Source organism: Streptomyces sp. NPDC005263 (genome assembly GCF_042872365.1).
Lineage (GTDB): Bacteria > Actinomycetota > Actinomycetes > Streptomycetales > Streptomycetaceae > Streptomyces.
In genome coordinates this window covers 284,358-301,938 of sequence record NZ_JBIAKJ010000007.1, presented here as the reverse complement: position 1 = coordinate 301,938, position 17,581 = coordinate 284,358, and the positions used below count along the sequence as shown (strand labels likewise).

15 protein-coding genes are annotated in these 17,581 nt (G+C 71.3%); 6 read left to right on the top strand and 9 right to left on the bottom strand.

What is annotated here, in order from left to right:
* Positions 1-66: 66 nt before the first annotated feature.
* Entirely contained in the window at positions 67-411 is a 345-nt protein-coding gene (locus ACFYRY_RS29955) for a YbaB/EbfC family nucleoid-associated protein (RefSeq protein WP_389152325.1), read from the bottom strand.
* A 246-nt stretch (positions 412-657) separates the two neighbouring features.
* Here ACFYRY_RS29955 and ACFYRY_RS29950 point away from each other — a divergent pair, with 246 nt between their 5' ends.
* Positions 658-1,404: an SLATT domain-containing protein gene (locus tag ACFYRY_RS29950; protein WP_389152321.1), complete on the top strand. Its 747-nt coding sequence runs from the start codon at positions 658-660 to the stop codon at positions 1,402-1,404.
* Positions 1,405-1,454: 50 nt separating this feature from the next.
* Here the strand turns inward: ACFYRY_RS29950 and ACFYRY_RS29945 are convergent, their stop codons facing one another.
* Both ACFYRY_RS29945 and ACFYRY_RS29940 read right to left on the bottom strand, forming a co-directional pair.
* Entirely contained in the window at positions 1,455-2,990 is a 1,536-nt protein-coding gene (locus ACFYRY_RS29945; protein WP_389152318.1) for a substrate-binding domain-containing protein, read from the bottom strand.
* 128 nt (positions 2,991-3,118) lie between these two features.
* Positions 3,119-5,113 (bottom strand): protein kinase, encoded by a 1,995-nt coding sequence (locus ACFYRY_RS29940; protein ID WP_389152315.1) that lies wholly within the window; start codon positions 5,111-5,113, stop codon positions 3,119-3,121.
* A 259-nt stretch (positions 5,114-5,372) separates the two neighbouring features.
* Here ACFYRY_RS29940 and ACFYRY_RS29935 point away from each other — a divergent pair, with 259 nt between their 5' ends.
* The 3 genes from ACFYRY_RS29935 to ACFYRY_RS29925 all read left to right on the top strand — a co-directional run bounded on the left by ACFYRY_RS29935 (position 5,373) and on the right by ACFYRY_RS29925 (position 8,525).
* Complete coding sequence (locus ACFYRY_RS29935) at positions 5,373-6,731, top strand: aspartate aminotransferase family protein (RefSeq protein ID WP_389152312.1); 1,359 nt, start codon at positions 5,373-5,375, stop codon at positions 6,729-6,731.
* A gap of 125 nt (positions 6,732-6,856) precedes the next feature.
* Positions 6,857-7,555, top strand: a complete 699-nt coding sequence (locus ACFYRY_RS29930) for a GntR family transcriptional regulator (protein WP_389152309.1) — start codon at positions 6,857-6,859, stop codon at positions 7,553-7,555.
* A 319-nt stretch (positions 7,556-7,874) separates the two neighbouring features.
* Positions 7,875-8,525: a hypothetical protein gene (locus ACFYRY_RS29925; protein WP_389152306.1), complete on the top strand. Its 651-nt coding sequence runs from the start codon at positions 7,875-7,877 to the stop codon at positions 8,523-8,525.
* 3 nt (positions 8,526-8,528) lie between these two features.
* Here the strand turns inward: ACFYRY_RS29925 and ACFYRY_RS29920 are convergent, their stop codons facing one another.
* From ACFYRY_RS29920 to ACFYRY_RS29910, 3 genes are all read right to left on the bottom strand, one after another.
* Entirely contained in the window at positions 8,529-8,822 is a 294-nt protein-coding gene (locus tag ACFYRY_RS29920) for a hypothetical protein (protein WP_389152303.1), read from the bottom strand.
* A 200-nt stretch (positions 8,823-9,022) separates the two neighbouring features.
* Complete coding sequence (locus tag ACFYRY_RS29915) at positions 9,023-9,370, bottom strand: hypothetical protein (RefSeq protein ID WP_389152300.1); 348 nt, start codon at positions 9,368-9,370, stop codon at positions 9,023-9,025.
* A gap of 193 nt (positions 9,371-9,563) precedes the next feature.
* On the bottom strand, positions 9,564-10,604 hold the full coding sequence (locus ACFYRY_RS29910) for a LacI family DNA-binding transcriptional regulator (protein ID WP_389152297.1): 1,041 nt from the start codon (positions 10,602-10,604) through the stop codon (positions 9,564-9,566).
* Positions 10,605-10,970: 366 nt separating this feature from the next.
* Here ACFYRY_RS29910 and ACFYRY_RS29905 point away from each other — a divergent pair, with 366 nt between their 5' ends.
* Positions 10,971-12,710, top strand: coding sequence for an RICIN domain-containing protein (locus ACFYRY_RS29905; protein WP_389152294.1), 1,740 nt, complete (start codon positions 10,971-10,973; stop codon positions 12,708-12,710).
* 109 nt (positions 12,711-12,819) lie between these two features.
* Here the strand turns inward: ACFYRY_RS29905 and ACFYRY_RS29900 are convergent, their stop codons facing one another.
* A complete protein-coding gene (locus ACFYRY_RS29900) occupies positions 12,820-14,103 on the bottom strand; it encodes an adenylosuccinate synthase (protein ID WP_389152291.1) in 1,284 nt (427 codons plus the stop codon).
* A 195-nt stretch (positions 14,104-14,298) separates the two neighbouring features.
* Here ACFYRY_RS29900 and ACFYRY_RS29895 point away from each other — a divergent pair, with 195 nt between their 5' ends.
* Positions 14,299-15,186: a diacylglycerol kinase gene (locus tag ACFYRY_RS29895; protein WP_389152289.1), complete on the top strand. Its 888-nt coding sequence runs from the start codon at positions 14,299-14,301 to the stop codon at positions 15,184-15,186.
* 85 nt (positions 15,187-15,271) lie between these two features.
* Here ACFYRY_RS29895 and eutC read toward each other — a convergent pair whose 3' ends face one another.
* Together eutC and ACFYRY_RS29885 are read right to left on the bottom strand one after the other, a co-directional pair.
* On the bottom strand, positions 15,272-16,024 hold the full coding sequence (gene eutC, locus ACFYRY_RS29890) for an ethanolamine ammonia-lyase subunit EutC (RefSeq protein ID WP_389152286.1): 753 nt from the start codon (positions 16,022-16,024) through the stop codon (positions 15,272-15,274).
* The gene (locus tag ACFYRY_RS29885; protein ID WP_389152283.1) at positions 16,021-17,421 is read right to left on the bottom strand and encodes an ethanolamine ammonia-lyase subunit EutB; all 1,401 of its coding nucleotides are present in this window, start codon (positions 17,419-17,421) and stop codon (positions 16,021-16,023) included. Before ACFYRY_RS29885 ends, eutC begins: the two co-directional genes overlap by 4 nt.
* Positions 17,422-17,581 lie beyond the last annotated feature (160 nt).

Sequence of the window (17,581 nt, the reverse complement as noted above, 5' to 3'; positions counted from 1 at the left end):
TTGTTGAGGGTCCTTCTGTCCGTACGGTAGTTGGCCGATGCCCGTCTTAGAAAGACGGGCCGGGAATCAGAACGGCAGGCCCGGGATACCGCTGCCGCCGCCGAGGCCCTGGGCCAGCGGGCCGAGCTTCTGCTGCTGGAGCGCCTGCGCGTTCTCGTTGGCCGCCTGGACGGCCGCCACGACGAGGTCGGCGAGGGTCTCGGTGTCGTCAGGGTCCACCGCCTTGGGGTCGATCTTCAGCGCGCGCAGCTCGCCGGCGCCGGTGACCGTCGCCTTCACCAGCCCGCCGCCGGCCTGGCCCTCGACCTCGGTCCGCGCCAGTTCCTCCTGGGCGTTCGCCAGGTCCTGCTGCATCTTCTGGGCCTGCTGCAGCAACTGCTGCATGTTGGGCTGGCCACCACCGGGGATCACGATCAGCTCTCCTTGGTCGGTACGGGTTTTCCCGTTCAGCACGAGCCTACGTGGTCTGTCCGGCCGCCGCCCCAGCACTCTTTCGAGTGAGTCGACCGTGAGTCCTATACCTGGCCAAGGACCCCTTCCGGGCGGAAAAGAGACGAAACCCGGCTCTTCGCCACCCTTGAGCGGTAGTAAGGGTGCGGCACATCAGCATCAGCCGTCACGTAGCGTGATCGGCCGGGATCAGGTAGGGAGTGCCGGGTGGGTCAGCCGGAGATGCAGCCCGAGGGTCCCCCTCAGGACGGTCGGGGTGAGGGGGAGCTTCGGGCGGGCGATCTGACGGGGCGGGCGTTTCCGCACGGCGACTGGGGCGAGCCCGCCGTACGGCTGGACGAGCTGTACCGGTGGGTCGAGCGCGGGGCGATGGAGACGGCGTCGTGGTATCTCGCGGACCGGGTGTGGAAACGGCGGGGCGCGCGGATGCTGCGGGTGGGCGCGGCGGGCGGCACGGTGGCGGGGGCGGCGTTGCCGCTGCTGGACCTGACGGGCGCGGTGGGCGGGGTGGCGCCCTGGGGGTATCTGGCGCTGCTGCTGGGGGTGGCCTGCGTGGTCGGGGACCGGTTCTTCGGGGTGACGTCCGGGTGGATGAGGGACGTGGCCACGGCTCAGGCCGTGCAGCGACGGCTTCAAGCGCTGCAGTTCGACTGGGCCTCGGAGAGCGTGCGGGAGGTTCTGGGCCCGGCGGACGGGACGGCGAGCGAGGCGGCGGAGCGGTGCCTGGGGGTGCTGCGGCGGTTCTCGGAGGACGTGACGGAGCTGGTGCGGGCGGAGACAGCGGACTGGATGGTGGAGTTCCGGACGGGAGCGGCCCAGTTCGGGACCCGGCCGGTGGGGACCGCGGGGCAGCGACACGAAGCGGGGGCGCCGGGATCGGGGCGGTTCACCTCACCGCCGGGGGCTGGCGCCCGGCCGAACATGCCCCGCCAGCGGCCGCCGGAGCCTAGGTGAGAGGTGCGGGGGGAGTCATACAGGGGGAGGTCGTACAGGACCGCCTGCGCCTAGTCCTCCGCGCAGATGCGCAGGCCCTCCGGGGTCGCGCACGGGATGTGGCCGTGGACGCGGATCACGTCCTGGCCGTTTCCGCGGGCGAGGTAGGTCAGGAAACTGGAGGCCAGGGAGTCGGCCGGGGGGCGGCCGTAGGTGTAGGCGTACTCGATCTCGCGGTACGGGTAGGGGTTGGTGCCGTGCTCGATGGCGTCCACGGAAGGGGTGTGGCCGTCGAGGCGGAGCAGGTGCAGGCCCTTGGATCGGGTGGCCGCGTTGAGCTCGCTGTAGCCGATCGCGCCGGGGAGGCCGGCGACCGTTGTCAGGACCTGATCGGTGGAGTCGAGTTCACAGCGGATGGCGGTCGCCGTGACGTCGTCCTTGTGGACGCAGTCGACGGATGAGTTCGCGATCTCGCCCCGCCCCAGTACCCGACGTTGGAACACCTGTCTCGTGCCCGAGTTGGCGTCCCGGCTGACCAGGTGCACGGGCAGGTCGGGGCCGCCCAGCTGCCGCCAGTTCCTGATCTCGCCCCGGTAGAGGCGTCGTACGTCCCGCGTCGACAGGTTCGTCAGTCGTACGTCGTCGTTGACCACCAGCGCGAACACCGACACCGCCACCCGGGTCTCGCGCAGCTCCGGCAGACCGCTCGGCTTGGGGCCGTCCGACAGGGCCACGATCGGTGGGGATCCCTTCGCGCCCGGCTTGGTGCCGGCCGCCGCCAACTCCCGTACGCCCGCCGTCGACCCGTGCGGATCCACCTCGATGGTCGCGCCCTCGCAGTCCCGCTCGTACTTCTTCGCCACCTCCGAAAGGACGGGCGCGAACGCCGTCGAGCCGGTGAGGGTCAGCGAGCCGGTCGCGCAGCCGATCGGGGGACGGGTGTCGTCACGGGTGACGACGATCGTGGCGAGGGTCAGGACGCTGGCCGTCAGCATGATGGTGATCAGGCGGGCCGCCCGGCTGAACAGGGGCGGCTTCTCGTCGGGCGTGGCGCTGCGGTTGGGGTGGACCTCGCCCTCCCGGATGCCGCCACTGAGCCGGATCTCGCTGCCGACGTCGCCGCCGGCGAGCATCACGAGCAGCTTGAAGTGGTCGCCCCGGTTGAGCGGGACGCGCGGGACGCGCAGCGTGTTGCCGTCGTAGCCGAAGCCTCTCGTGGGGGTGAAGTGGTCCATCAGGTGATCGGTGTCGGACGGCTGGGTGACGGAGACGCCACGGATGGTCCGGTCGGTGAACACGACGGTGAGACCGTGGACTTCGGGGCTCGTGTAGTCGTCGCGGTCGATGCCCTGCGAACCGTCGTTCTCGATGCGGAGCAGCACGAGGGTCGCGTCCGACATGCCCGGCGCCTCGTCGAACACGCCCATGCGGACATTGGCCCGGCCGCTGCGGACGTCGTCGCCGATCGGGTTGTCCATCTGGACGCGGTAGCCGATCCGCTTGCGGCGCGGCACCCGGCGTTCGTACCAGACCATCACCCCGGACGCGGCGATACCGAGCAGCGCGGTACCCACGGCGACGATGTTCTCTGCGCTCAGAAATTCCACCGTGGGTGCCCCCGCTACTCCCCGGAGAAGAAATGTGGGGTCACCGTACGACCGTGCGCGCGCGAATCGCGGTGTGGTCGGCGGAAGTTCGCCGGACGTTCAACGACGGCGTCGGGACGGCGCCCGGGTCAACGGCGGGTGTAGGTCAGTTTCTTGTCCGTGCCGGCGTTGGTGCGTTGCAGCCTGCCGTCCGGCAGCAGGCTGATCTCGCTCGCCGCGCCCGGCGAACAGGAGGAGCGCGGCTCGCCGGTCGTGACCGTGGAGGGACCGATCCGCAACGGGCCGCCCGCGCTGGGCGCTTCGGCCAGGTCGGCCTGGAACACGCAGTGGTAGCTGCCGTTCGCGGTGGGACCGTCGGCGACGAGGGAGAGCACCGGGTCGCCCTTCTCGCCCTGCTGGAGGGTGAGTTCTCGGGTGTGCGGGCCGTCGGCGCTGTCGATCGTCGCGTCCCAGGTGCCGAGGTAGTCGGCCGGGACGGTGCCGTCCGACGGCGGTGCGGGGGTGGTGGGCTGCGAGGAGGCCGGGGGCGACTGTCCGGTGGTGACCTGGCCTCCCGGGGTGGTGGGGGCCGTCGTCGAGGGGGTGGGCGTGCCGCCTGCCCGGTCGTCGTCGCCGCCGTTCATCAGCGCGTACACCGAGCCGCCGGCCGCCAGCGCGACGACCAGGGCGACGAGGACGAGCACGGCGGTGGAGCGGGAGGTGCTCCGGGGGTCCTGGGGGGCGGCGGGGCCGTAGGGCGGAGTGGGCGCGGTGGGCGGGCCGTAGGGCGGGGTCTGGCCGAGGCCGCCGTTCTGGTGGTACGGCGGTGGCGTGCCGGGGCCCGCCGTCCAGGCCGCGGGGGCGCCGGGCTGCTGCGGATGGCCGTACGCCGAGGGCTGCGGGTGGGGTTGCGGGTAGCCGTAGGCGGGGTGGGCGGGCGCGCTTCCGGGCGGGGGCGTCTGTCCGTTCTGGCCCGCGAGGACGGTGGGCAGGTGGTCCACGCGCTGCCCCGGCACCGGCGGACCGGGCGGAGCGTCGGGGGCGGGAGTGGAGGCCGGGGTCTCGGGCTGGGCCTGGGGCTGGTTGGGGGTCGGGGGCTGGTTCGGGGTCGCGGCCGGAGAGGAGTCGGCGGCGGCGCCGTGCTCGGGAGGCACCTCGGCGTCCACGGCCGCACCCTGCCCGGGGCCCGCGGCTGCACCGGCCCCGGCGCCACCCCCCGCCCCCTCCGGGTCCTCCGTGTCCAGCAACCGCACCGCGTGCCGTCCCAGTTGGGCGACGAGGGCGCTCGGCAGCCACGGATCCCTCGACCGGCCGCCCACGACCGTGTCCTCCGCGCCGGTGCGGTCCAGGACCTGGTGCAGTGTCGGGCGCGCCCCCGGGTCCTTGCGCAGACAGTCGCGGACGAGGTCGGCGATGCCCTCGGGGACGCCCGTCAGGTCGGGGTCCTCCTGGGCGATGCGGAACATCAGGGCGTGGACCCCGCTGTTGGCCGTACCGAAGGGGAGTTTGCCGGTGGCGGCGTACGCGAGGACCGAGCCCAGGCAGAACACGTCGCAGGCCGGGGTGATCCGGTCGCCCCGCACCTGCTCCGGGGCCATGAAGCCGGGCGAGCCGACGAGGGCGCCGGTGCGGGTGAGCCCGCCGTCGGTGACCGTCTCCAGGGCCCGCGCGATACCGAAGTCGATGACCCGCGGCCCGTCGATCGTGATCAGCACGTTGGACGGCTTGAGGTCGCGGTGGACGATCCCCGCCGCGTGGATGTCCCCCAGCGCGTGGGCGAGCCCGGCGGCGAGGATACGGACCGTGCGTTCGGGCAGGGCGCCGTGGTCGTGGCCGACGATCTGCTGGAGGCTGGGCCCGGCGACGTACCCCGTGGCGACCCAGGGCACCGCGGCCTCGGTGTCCGCGTCCAGCACGGGCGCCGTCCAGTACCCGCCGACCTGCCGCGCGGCCTGCACCTCCTGCCGGAACCGCGCCCGGAACTCGTCCTGCGCGGCCAGTTCCTCCCGTACGAGTTTGACGGCGACCGTCCGGCCACGGTCGGACCTGGCCAGATACACCTGCCCCATCCCACCGGCACCGAGGCGCGCCAACAGCCGGTACGCACCGATCAGTTGCGGATCCCCGGACCCCAGATTCTCCATCGTCGCGTCGCCTTCCCCCGCCCCGCACGTGAGCAACAGATCGAGGATAGTGCGGCCCACCCCCGCGATGAGCTGGGCTTTGTCTACGGTTCCGTAACAGGCGGGCCCACCTGTTCGAGCGCTGTGGACAGCCGTTCCAGCGCCCGTACCGGGGCCCCGTCCGACGATTCCGGTCTTCGACAACCTGTCGTGGATCGCCCCGTACCGCAGACAGGACGCCCATACCGCTTCCGGTCCGCGGACATCTACCCTCGGGCCCATGACCCCACAGCCAAATCCCGAGGCCGGCGCCGGCGTGAAGGCCGCGGACCGTGCCCATGTGTTCCACTCCTGGTCCGCGCAGGAACTCATCGACCCGCTCGCCGTCGCCGGTGCGGAGGGGTCGTACTTCTGGGACTACGACGGCAAGCGCTACCTGGACTTCTCCAGCGGGCTCGTCTACACGAACATCGGCTACCAGCACCCGAAGGTCGTCGCCGCGATCCAGGAGCAGGCCGCGAGCATGACCACGTTCGCGCCCGCGTTCGCGATCGAGGCGCGGTCGGAGGCGGCGCGGCTGATCGCCGAGCGGACGCCCGGGGACCTGGACAAGATCTTCTTCACCAACGCCGGAGCGGAAGCCGTAGAGCACGCCGTGCGCATGGCCCGGCTGCACACGGGCCGCAGGAAGGTGCTGTCGACGTACCGCTCGTACCACGGCGGCACCCAGCAGGCCGTGAACCTCACCGGCGACCCGCGCCGCTGGGCGTCGGACAGCGCCGCGGACGGGGTCGTGCACTTCTGGGCGCCCTACCTGTACCGCTCCCGCTTCTACGCCGAGACCGAGGAGCAGGAGTGCGCGCGGGCGCTCGAGCACCTGGAGACGACGATCGCCTTCGAGGGGCCGGGAACGGTCGCCGCGATCATCCTGGAGACGATCCCGGGGACCGCCGGGATCATGATCCCGCCGCCGGGTTACCTCGCCGGTGTCCGGGAGATCTGCGACAAGTACGGGATCGTCTTCATCCTGGACGAGGTCATGGCCGGGTTCGGGCGGACCGGTGAGTGGTTCGCCGCCGACCTGTTCGACGTCGTACCGGACCTGATGACCTTCGCCAAGGGCGTGAACTCCGGCTATGTGCCGCTGGGCGGAGTGGCCATCTCCGGGGCGATCGCGGAGACCTTCGCCAGGCGGCCCTATCCGGGCGGGCTGACGTACTCGGGGCATCCGCTGGCGTGCGCGGCGGCCGTCGCGACGATCAACGTCATGGCCGAGGAGGGGGTCGTCGAGAACGCGGCCCGGCTCGGGACGGACGTCGTCGGGCCCGCGCTGCGGGAGCTGGCCGGGCGGCATCCGTCGGTGGGCGAGGTGCGGGGCGTCGGCATGTTCTGGGCCGTGGAGCTGGTGCGCGACCGGGAGACGCGTGAGCCGCTCGTTCCGTACAACGCGGCGGGCGAGGCGAACGCCGCCATGGCCGCGTTCGGGGCCGCCGCGAAGAAGCAGGGGCTGTGGCCGTTCATCAACATGAACCGGACCCATGTGGTGCCGCCGTGCAACGTGAGTGAGGCGGAGTTGAAGGAGGGGCTGGCGGTACTGGACGCCGCGCTGTCGGTGGCGGACGAGTACACCACGGGGTGACGCGGCGGCTGCCGACGGCCGGGGTGTAACTACCAAGTATCCGGGCGTCTCGAACGCGTAAGGTGGCGTGCTCGTAGAGATGTACGAGCACGTCACCGCCACGCGACGAGGGAGACGCCCTGACCATGCCCGCCAGCAGCGGCAACGGCACCGTGACCCGCAGCACCCTGCGGCGGCAGATCGCCGACGCGCTTCGCGACGAGGTGCTGGCCGGGAGACTGCAGGCGGGGCAGGTGTTCACGGTGAAGGAGATCGCCGAGCAGTACGGCGTCTCCGCGACCCCGGTCCGTGAGGCGCTGGTCGACCTCTCCGCGCAGGGGCTTCTCGACGCCGACCAGCACCGGGGCTTCCGGGTGCACGAGTACACGGTCGAGGACTTCCGCGGGATGATCGAGGCCCGCAGCCTGGTCACCGACGGGATGTTCCAGGCCCTCGACGGTCACCAGGGGTACCGGGAGCTCGGCGACCCGCGCGCCGCGGCCGCCGTCTCGGGCCTGCGGCGACGGGGCGAGGAGGCACGGCGCGCCGCCGACGCCGGTGACCTCACCATCCTGATCGGCTACGACCTGCGCTTCTGGCGGGAGCTGAGTGTCCTCTTCGGCAACCCCTATCTCGCCGACTTCCTGCACCGGCTGCGCGTGCAGACCTGGGTGTGCACCGTGCAGCACCTGCGCCGGGTGACCGATCTGCGCGGCCGGCTGTGGTCCGGCCACACCGAGGTGATCACCGCCCTCGCCGAACAGGACACCAAGACCGCCCGGACGATGGTGGCGGCGTACAACGCGCACTCGCTGGGGCTGGTGGAGGGGTTGGCGCAGGACTGAGGGGCGGGGTGGGGCAGGGCTGGGTGGCCGGTTGGGGCCGGGCTGAGGGGCGGGTAGGGCTCGCCCCGAGGCGAGCCCCGGGCCGACGGCCGGGCTGCCGCGCAGGCGGGAATCCGCCGACCCGCGCCGCCCCTGGGTGAGCCGGACGGGGCCGGGTAGGGAACGTGCACGAGCCGAGCGGCGCGCCGCTCGGGAACCGTACGCGGGGAGCCGACCGGTGGCCGCACCGACTACCCTGCCTTGACCACCGTGCGACCACCACCGTTCGCCGCGCGTAACCGACGCGGGTACGCGACGCGAGTAGCAGAGGAGCTGTCTTTTGGCCTGTGACCTGTGGCTGGTGCCCCTTGTCGACGTGTTGTGCCACACCCCGGACAACCCGTTCGCCGAGGAACTCGCGCAATACAACAAGGTGCTCGCCGAGGCCGGGTTGCCGCCGGTGCCGGTGTACCAGTACATGCCGGGCCTGTCCGGCGACGTCGCCCCGGTGGCCGGGTTCGACTACGACGCCCTGCACTTCCTGCGCCGCGCCTACCTGCTCCAGGTCTGCGGACTGCCGGTGACCCCGGTGGACGAACTGGGCGGCGACTACGAGCAGTTGCTGGAGATGTTCGAGGCGACAGCCAAGCAGTCGCACCTGGTCTGGCACTACGACCACGCGGGCGCGTACGTCCCCGTCGACTTCCCGCACCCCCTCGCCAACGACGAACTCCTCGCGTCCGGCGGCCCGTTGGGCTCCGCGCAGAGCCTGTTGCGGGAGCTGGAGCTCGTGGCCCAGAGCATCGGCATCGACCCCGCCAACCCGCCGGCGCCCCCTGAACCTCCCCTCGCCCCGACGGAGTTGGAGGAGCCCGCCGTACCGGCTCCCTACGACCCCAGCCCGTTCGCCCGTGAGCGCCACGTCTGGCTCGGACTGCACGCGGCGGCGACCCGGAGCCTGGCCCAGGGGTCGATGATCATCTTCAGCTGAGGATCAGCGCCCCAGCTGGGCGAGGCCCGTCTGCACGCCCTCCATGTCCATCACCGGGGTATAGGTGATCTTGGCGCCCAGATTGAGGAAGAACGGTTCGCTGAGCACCGGCATCTGGGAGCTGTCCTGCATGTCGAAGACGATGTACGCGGTGCGTTCGCCGTTGTCGGTGGTGAAGTAGGCCGCTTCGGGCTTGATCTGTTCCATCGACTCCTGGATCAGTTTCCCCAGGGAGCCGTTGCGGATGGCCTCGTTCGCCCTCTCCGTGTCCATGCATGCCTTGAGCAGTACGCGCATCACACTCACCTTCTTCTGGTCGGCAGACGTTGATGCACGTTCCAAGGATATGCCCGTATGCGGCTTTTATCCCTAGCTGTTACGGCCGCTGCGGCGGTTGCCACGGCGGGAGAAGCCGGTCCGCCTCCCCCGGAGGGCGACGCCGGGTCGAGCCCGGTGGACCGAGGCCCACCGGGCTCAACTCGCCGGATGACCCGCCGTTACCGGATGGTCCAGCCCACGCCGCCGACGCCCGTGCTGTAGATCGCGCAGACGCCGGAGGACTCGCCGTACTGGCCCGGCGCCAGCGTCACCCACTGGCCGGAGACGTCGGGGGCCCAGCCGCAGACGACCTCGGCGCGGAAGGTGATGGTGTGGTCGGTGTTGTTCTCGCAGCCGGCGATGCCGTGGTCCGGGTTGTTGTTGTGCACCCAGCCGTCACAGTCGACGGTTCCCTGGGCTCCGGCCGGGGCGGCCTGGGCCGGGACGGCCACGGCGCCGACGGTCAGGGCCAGGGCCGAGACCGTGGTGGCCAGGCCGGCGGTGAGGATGCTCTTCCTGCGGTTCACTGGTGCCCCCGTGAGGTTGCGGTTTACTTGCCGACCTCAGTGAAGGGCACCCGGACCCGCGCGTGAACCTGAGACTTGTCAGGGTGACCGGCTGACCTGGGGCAGGGGGGCCGTCAGGACACCGCCACGCCCTTCAACGGCAGGCGCCCTGGCAACCACGGGACCCAAGGCACCGACCGGCGACCGACCACCCTCACGTCGACTCCCGCACCACCAGCCGACACGGCACCGTGTGCACCCCCGGCGCCGGGTCGGACGTCTCGATCGCCTCCAGCAACCGCAGTGCCGCGATGCGCCCGATCTCCGTGAGGTTGACGTCGATCGTGGTGAGGGGCGGGCGGGAGGCCAGCGCCATGGTGTCCCAGTTGTCGTAGCCGACGACGGCGACGTCGCCGGGGACGCCGATGCCGCGCTCCCGCAGGGTGTCCGCGACGCCCCGGGCGATCTGGTCGTTGCCGCAGAAGAAGGCGTCCGTGTCGGGGGCCGTGCGCAGGACCGCGTCGGCGGCGCTGCGGCCCCACGACTCGCTCCACTCGCCGAAGTGGACCCGCCCGGTGGACAGGGCGAACCCGGCGCTCTCCAGTTGCTCCACACCGTGCCGGGCCCGGTCGCGGGCGGCCGCGTGGTGTTCGGGTCCGGTGACATGGGCGATCCGGGTGCGGCCGGTGGACAGCAGGTGCTCGACGGCGAGCCGGGCGCCGCCCCTGTCGTCGGAGACGACCGAGGTGTGGACGGGGTCCGTGGAGGGGGAGAGCGCGTACACCACGGAGACCGACTCCAGGCCGTTGATGCCGGTCAGCGGCGGGCGTGGGTCGGTGCGGCGGCCGGTGACGATGATGCCGTCCACCCGGCGGTCCATGAGGTTGCGCAGATGGTGCTGCTCCCGGATGGCGTCGCCCCGGGTGTCGCACAGCAGGACCGAGATCTTGCCGGCGCCGAGCGCGTCCTCGGCGCCCAGCAGCACGGGGGTGCTGAAACGGCCGATGCCGTCCGTGGTCATCAGGCCGACCGTCCAACTGCGGCCGGTGTGCAGACTCTGGGCGTGCTGGTTGGGCCGGAACCCGAGCTCCGCCACGGCGTCGAGGACCCGCTGGCGGGTCTCCGGACGCATCCGGCCCCCGCCGTTGAGCGCCTTCGAGGCCGTTCCCACGCTGACGCCCGCGAGCGCGGCGACGTCGGCGAGCTTCGCCCGGTCGGCGTGGGGAGAGCCTGGAGCACCTGCGGCAGGGGGCACGAGTAAACCTTTTCCTTGATGACGCTGCTGGAGACTGTTCGGCGCCGTTCGGCATGGTTGCGTCGCCTGCCCCTGCCCGTACTGCCTGACGACCTGGGACCGCAACGTGCCCACCATCGTGACATCGGGCCGAGTCTAGTTCCAGCCCATGCGCCACCCGAAAAATCTGCCGCCGCGCCTCTTGACCCGACTTCCCCTCTCCCCCTCTACTTTCTCGTCAGGAAAACGATTGCTCATTTGTCGCCGCCAGCCGGCCCAGCACTGATCTTGACGCCCTCTCCCCCCTTCATGTCCTCTCCGCCTTCATGCCCTCCCCGCCGTCATGCCCTCTCCCCCATCCCGTTCCCCTGAGGAGCACCCCCTGCCATGAGCCGCACAAGACCGCTGACCGCCGTCCTCGGCGTCACCGTCCTGGCCGCCACCGCGGCCCTCGCCACCGGAGCCCCGGCCGAGGCGGTGCCCACCTCCGCCACCACCCTGGTGGTCAACGCCAACCAGACCCTGCGTTCGGTCACCCATGTCGGCACCGGCAGCCTCTACGGCCTCGCCGACGACAGCACCCCCGCCGACAGCCTGGTCACCCCGCTGAAGCCGAACACGTTCGTGCAGATGGCCCCGGGCGGCTCCCAGCTGCCCAACGGTGAGCCGCGCCCCGCCGGTGACGCGCTGGTCGTCGCGCCGAAGGCGGCCCGGGCGGGCGCGAAGGTGGTCGTACGGATGCCTGACTGGTATCCGAACTTCCCCTACAAGTGGGTGAGTTGGAGTGACTGGCTGTCGGCGGTCGACAAGCAGGTCGCCTCCGTGAAGTCCTCCGGCGCCACCGACATCGCCTCCTACGAGCTGTGGAACGAGCCCGACTGGACGTGGGACACCACCAACGCCGGCGCCTTCGACGCGGGGTGGACGCGCACGTTCAAGGAGGTGCGCACGAAGGACACCACGACCCCGATCCAGGGCCCGAGCTACTCGGCCTGGAACCAGTCCTGGATGAGCACCTTCCTCACCGACGCCAAGGCCGCCGGCACCGTCCCCGACGTCATCGCCTGGCACGAGCTACAGGGCAGCAAGGACATCGCCGCGCACGTCTCGGCGTACCGCGCACTGGAGTCCGGCCTCGGCATCAGCCCGCGGCCGATCTCCATCGAGGAGTACGCCACGCCCGACGAGATGGGCGTACCGGGTGCGCTCATCGGCTACGTCGCCAAGTTCGAGCGGGCGGGTGTGCACGACGCCGAACTCGCCTTCTGGAACCACTACGGCACCCTCGGCGACACCCTGACCGACACCGGCGGCTCACCGAACGGCTCGTACTGGATGTACAAGTGGTACGGCGACATGTCCGGGAACATGCTGGTCACCACGCCCCCGGCGCAGACCGGGATCGACGGCATCGCCTCCCTCAACGGCTCGGGCAACCAGCTCAGCGTCATCGCGGGCGGCTGCACCGGCTCCTGCGCGGTCACCGTCAACGGCCTGTCCTCGCTGCCGGCCTTCGGCTCCACGGTCCACGTGAAGCTGGAGTACACCCCCAACACCGGCCGGACGACCGCCTCCCCCGGCCCGATCACCGTCTCCGACGCCGATTACCCCGTCTCGGGCGGCTCCATCACCGTGCCGGTGACGATGAACGCCTCCGACAGCTACCACCTGGTCGTCACCCCGAGCGGCACCAACTCCTCGCTGGCCGGGCGCTACCAGGTCACCAACAAGAACAGCGGTCTCGCCCTGGACACCCTCAACGCGGGCAGCGCTCAGGGCACCTCGGTCGTCCAGGCGACCTCGACGACGGGCACGGACCAGAACTGGACCCTGGTGGCCGCCGGTTCGGGCCTGTACAAGATCGTCAACCAGAAGAGCGGTCTGCTGCTCGGCATCACCAACATGGGCACCAGCGACGGCAACACCGCCCTGATCTGGGGCGACAACGGCACCGCCGACCACCTCTGGCAGCTCATCCCGGCCCGCGACGGCTACTACAAGATCGCCAACTACAACAGCGGGCGTCTGCTCGGAGTGGACCAGATGAGCACCTCGTCCGGCGCCCAGGTCCTCCAGTGGACCGACAACGGCACCGCGGACCACTTGTGGAGGCTGACGGCACGCTAGGGGTGTTGCGAAAGCCCCAGGGAACACCTGTGCCCCTGGCCGATGTCGGCGGCCAGGGGCACGGGCGTGCTCAGACCCCGCGTCTGCGGCGTGATCCAAACGACAGACCCTAGATGAACGAGTTGACCTCGATCGTCTCGTCCCGGCCCGGCCCCACGCCGATCGCGGAGATCGGGGCGCCGGACATGTCCTCCAGTGCCTTGACGTAGTTCTGGGCGTTCTTCGGCAGGTCGGAGAAGGACTTCGCCTTGGTGATGTCCTCGGACCAGCCCGGGAGGTTCTCGTATATCGGCTTCGCGTGGTGGAAGTCGCTCTGCGAGTACGGGAGTTCCTCGACGCGCTTGCCGTCGATCTCGTACGCCACGCAGACCGGGATCTGCTCCCAGCCGGTCAGGACGTCCAGCTTGGTGAGGAAGAAGTCCGTCAGGCCGTTCACGCGGGTGGCGTAACGGGCGATCACCGCGTCGAACCAGCCGCAGCGGCGGTCGCGGCCGGTGGTCACGCCCTTCTCGCCGCCGATGCGGCGCAGCGCCTCGCCGTCCTCGTCGAACAGCTCGGTCGGGAAGGGGCCCGCGCCGACGCGGGTCGTGTACGCCTTCAGGATGCCGATGACCCGGCTGATCTTCGTCGGGCCGACGCCGGCGCCCGTGCAGGCACCGCCGGCGGTGGGGTTGCTGGAGGTGACGAAGGGGTACGTGCCGTGGTCGATGTCGAGGAGCGTGCCCTGGCCGCCCTCGAAGAGCACGACCTTGTCCTGCTCCAGGGCCTGGTTGAGCACCAGAACCGTGTCGGCGACGTACGGCGCGAGCTTGTCGGCGTAGGTCAGCAGCTCCTCGACCACCTGGTCGACGGCGATCGCGCGCCGGTTGTAGAGCTTGGTGAGGACCTGGTTCTTGACGTCGAGGGCCGCCTCCACCTTCTGGGTGAGGATCGACTCGTCGTACAGGTCCTGGACGCGGATACCGACGCGGTTGATCTTGTCGGCGTAGGTCGGGCCGATGCCCCGACCGGTGGTGCCGATCTTCCGCTTGCCGAGGAAGCGTTCCGTCACCTTGTCCACCGTCACGTGGTACGGCGTGATGATGTGCGCGTTTCCGCTGATGAGGAGCTTCGACGTGTCGACGCCACGCGCGTTCAGTCCGTTCAGCTCGGAGAACAGGACCGACGGGTCGACGACGACTCCGTTACCGATGACCGGGGTGCACCCCGGCGAGAGGATTCCGGAAGGGAGGAGGTGGAGGGCGTACTTCTGATCGCCCACGACTACCGTGTGGCCGGCGTTGTTGCCGCCCTGGTAGCGCACCACATAGTCCACCGAGCCACCGAGCAGGTCGGTAGCCTTTCCCTTGCCTTCGTCACCCCACTGAGCACCGAGCAGCACAAGTGCGGGCACGCGCGTACACCCCTTCCGGGCGGGGCATGTCCAAGGTCAGGGGGTACGCGGCACGGTTGCCTCGTACTCCGGCGGCCTTCGTTGGCCGCGACCCGTCGGACCGGATGCCCCGGAATAGACGAAGCCCCTGGCGCAATAGCGCAAGGGGCTCTTGCACAAAGATGCTACCCGAGAAGGCGAGGCAGGACCGAGGTGGTGACTTTCGCGACGTCCGACCAGCTGCTGGTGGTCATCGATCCGGTCGCCCGGAGGATGGACGGAGAGTCGGTACGGATCGCGAAAGACGTGCTCAGCGCGGGTGCGCCGAGCATGAAGGTGTGTCTGCCGGAAGGGCCGGAGGAGTTCGCCCGGGTGCTGACGCGGCGCGGATCGCGGCGGCCGGTGGTCATAGGCGATGACCGTTCGCTGGTCCGGACGGTGTCCCTGCTGCACCGGCGGCGGGAGCTGGCGGACTGCGCGCTGTCCGTGGTGCCGGTGGGCGGGTCGCTGTCGCTGGCCGGCTCCCTGGGCCTGCCCACCGGGGCGGTGGCGGCGGCGCGGGCCGTGCTGGACGGGGCCGAGCGGCGCCTGGACCTGTTGGTGGACGACAGCGACGGGGTGGTGCTGGGCGCGCTGCGGATACCGCCGCTCGCCGCGCGGGAGGAAACCGGGGCGGACGCGGGGCTGCGTGCGGGGCTGGAGTCGGCGGTGGCGTCGGGAGAGCCCACGCATCCCTGGCTGCGGACCTGCCAGTCGCTCGTCCGCACCCTGGTACCGGCCCGGCCTACGCGCCCCACCCCGCTCGACCCCGCGCCCGGTCCCTCGCGGCTGCGCGTCGAGGTGGACGGCGAGACCCTTGTCGACCTGGACCAGCCGGTGGAGGCGGTCTCCGTGACCCCGGGCGGCTCCGGAGCCGCGGCCGTGGAGGTCCGGCCGGCGTCGGTGGGCGCGGAGGCGTCCCCGCTGCTGGCCCGGGGGCGCCGGGTGACCGTCACGGGCGCGGATTTCCGCTACCGCGCGGACGCGACGGTCGCGGGACCGGTACGCAGGCGGACGTGGACGGTGTGGGAGGGGGCGCTGGGGCTCACGTTGCCGGAGGGGTGAGGCGACGCGGGCAACCAGGTGCCGCGCGGTGGCCTTCTGGCCGGCGTTCGCGCGCGCATCTCCGACCCGCCGTATGCCGGTATGACTACCCAGGCAGCGCGTCCGCCTCGTCCTTCAGGTCCACCCCGCTCCGCCCCAGCTCCCGCGCCCCGCGCAACAGCGCGGCCAGCTTCAGGGCCGCCCTCTCGTACGTCAGGCCCCTCGGGGGGCGGATGTTGGAGAGGCAGTTGCGGGCGGCGTCGGTCGTCTCCCCGGGCTTCGGGCCGTAGGTGAGGTACGCGCCCAGCGAGTTCGCCGCGGACATGCCGGGACGTTCGCCGACCAGGACCACCACGGACGCGGCGCCCATGGCGTGCGCGATGTCGTCGCCGAGGGCCACGCGGGCCTGCTCGGCGAGAACGACCGGGGCCACGCCGGTGCCGGGCGGCAGCACCGCGGTCGTCGCCCGCACCATCTCCGCCGCGTGCTCGTGCACCGCCCGGCTGGACAGCCCGTCCGCGATCACGAACACCACGTCCCATGCCCCCGTCGGCAGATGCGCCCGGTCGGTCGGGTGAAGCCGGCGGCCCAGGTCGGGGCGCTGGAGGTAGGTCAGCCGGTCGGGGGCGGCGCTGCGGACCCGTACCGTCGGCACACCGGTGAGCGCCGCGGCGATCAGGTCCGGGTCGAACGGCGAGTGCACGGCGTCCCGGGCAGCCGCGTGCGCGGCCTGGAGTTCCAGCCGGTGCCGGGTGGGCAGTCCTGAGCCGGCCCGGCCGAGGCCGATGCGGGCCTGGGTGTGGCGGCGCAGGGCCGACCAGAGGGCCAGGTCGCCGGTGCGAGCGGGTGGTTGGGTCATGCCGCCAGTTCCCTTCCGATCGCCGTCAGGGGATGCGCCCCCGCCGTATGGGACACGTCCCGGATCGCTCCCTGCTCGTCCAGCAGCCCCATCGATTCCAGCCATGCCTCGAACTCCGGTGCCGGGCGCAGGCCCAGCACCTCCCGCAGGTACAAGGCGTCGTGGTACGAGGCCGACTGGTAGTTGAGCATGATGTCGTCGCCGCCCGGCGTGCAGATCACGAACGAGGCGCCCGCGACGCCCAGCATGGTCAGCATGGTCGCCACGTCGTCGTCATCGGCGTCCGCGTGGTTGGTGTAGCAGATGTCGAGGCCCATCGGCAGGCCGAGGAGCTTGCCGCAGAAGTGGTCCTCCAGGGCGGCGCGGAGGATCTGCCGGCCGTCGTAGAGGTACTCGGGGCCGATGAACCCGACGACCGTGTTGACCAGCAGCGGTTGATACCGCCGTGCGACGGCGTACGCCCTCGCCTCCACTGTCTGCTGGTCCACCCCGTGGTGCGCGTCCGCCGACAGGGCGCTGCCCTGCCCGGTCTCGAAGTACATGACGTTCCGGCCCACCGTGCCCCGATCAAGCGCCAGGGCGGCCTCGTACGCCTCGTCCAGCAGCCCCAGCGTGACCCCGAAGGACGTGTTCGCCGCCTGCGTCCCCGCGATGGACTGGAAGACCAGGTCGACGGGGGCCCCGCGGGCCATGAGGTCCACGCTCGTCGTCACATGGCTCAGGACGCACGACTGGGTCGGGATCCCGTACCGGGTGATCACTCCGTCGAGCAGTTCCAGCAGGTCCCGTACGGCCTTCGGGCTGTCGGTCGCCGGGTTGATGCCGATCACCGCGTCGCCGGAACCCAGCAGCAGGCCGTCCAGCAGCGCCGCCGCCACGCCCGCGGGATCGTCGGTGGGGTGGTTCGGCTGGAGACGGGTCGCCAACCGCCCCGGCAGGCCGATGGTCGACCGGAACGCTGTCACCACGCGCGCCTTCCGCGCGACGGCCACCAGATCCGCGTTCCCCATCAGCTTGGAGACCGCCGCCACCATCTCCGGCGTCAGCCCGGGCGCCAGAGCGGCCAGCGCCGGCGCGTCGGCCGCCTCCGACAGCAGCCACTCCCGGAGCTCCCCGACCGTCATCCCGGCCACCGGAGCGAAGGCGGAGGGGGCGTGGGTGTCGAGGATCAGCCGGGTCACCTCGTCGGTCTCGTACGGGACGACCGGCTCGGTGAGGAAGGCCGTGAGCGGCACCTCGGCCAGCGCCCAGCGCGCGGCGACCCGCTCCCGTGCCGACGACGCGGCGAGGCCGGCCAGCCGGTCGCCGGAGCGCTCGGGGCTCGCGGCGGCGAGCAGCCGGGCGAGGGAGTCGAAGCGATGGCGCTCGCCGCTGACGGTGGAGGTGTAGGCGGTCATGACGGTGACCGTACGAGCCGCGTGTTGCCGTCAGATTTCTAAAGGTCTGATTGACAAACATTTAACGCGGCGAAACCCTTGCCCGACTCATTCGGGCCTCAGAGTTCCACCCCAGTGGCAGTGCGCGGAGCGCGAACACGGCAACCAGGAAGGGGCCACC

Coding starts and splice junctions, on each gene's coding strand:
- ACFYRY_RS29940 (WP_389152315.1), bottom strand. CDS start 5,113: ATGGAGAATCTGGGGTCCGGGGATCCGCAACTGATCGGTGCGTACCGG.
- ACFYRY_RS29935 (WP_389152312.1), top strand. CDS start 5,373: ATGACCCCACAGCCAAATCCCGAGGCCGGCGCCGGCGTGAAGGCCGCG.
- ACFYRY_RS29930 (WP_389152309.1), top strand. CDS start 6,857: ATGCCCGCCAGCAGCGGCAACGGCACCGTGACCCGCAGCACCCTGCGG.
- ACFYRY_RS29920 (WP_389152303.1), bottom strand. CDS start 8,822: ATGCGCGTACTGCTCAAGGCATGCATGGACACGGAGAGGGCGAACGAG.
- ACFYRY_RS29905 (WP_389152294.1), top strand. CDS start 10,971: ATGAGCCGCACAAGACCGCTGACCGCCGTCCTCGGCGTCACCGTCCTG.
- eutC (WP_389152286.1), bottom strand. CDS start 16,024: ATGACCCAACCACCCGCTCGCACCGGCGACCTGGCCCTCTGGTCGGCC.
- ACFYRY_RS29885 (WP_389152283.1), bottom strand. CDS start 17,421: ATGACCGCCTACACCTCCACCGTCAGCGGCGAGCGCCATCGCTTCGAC.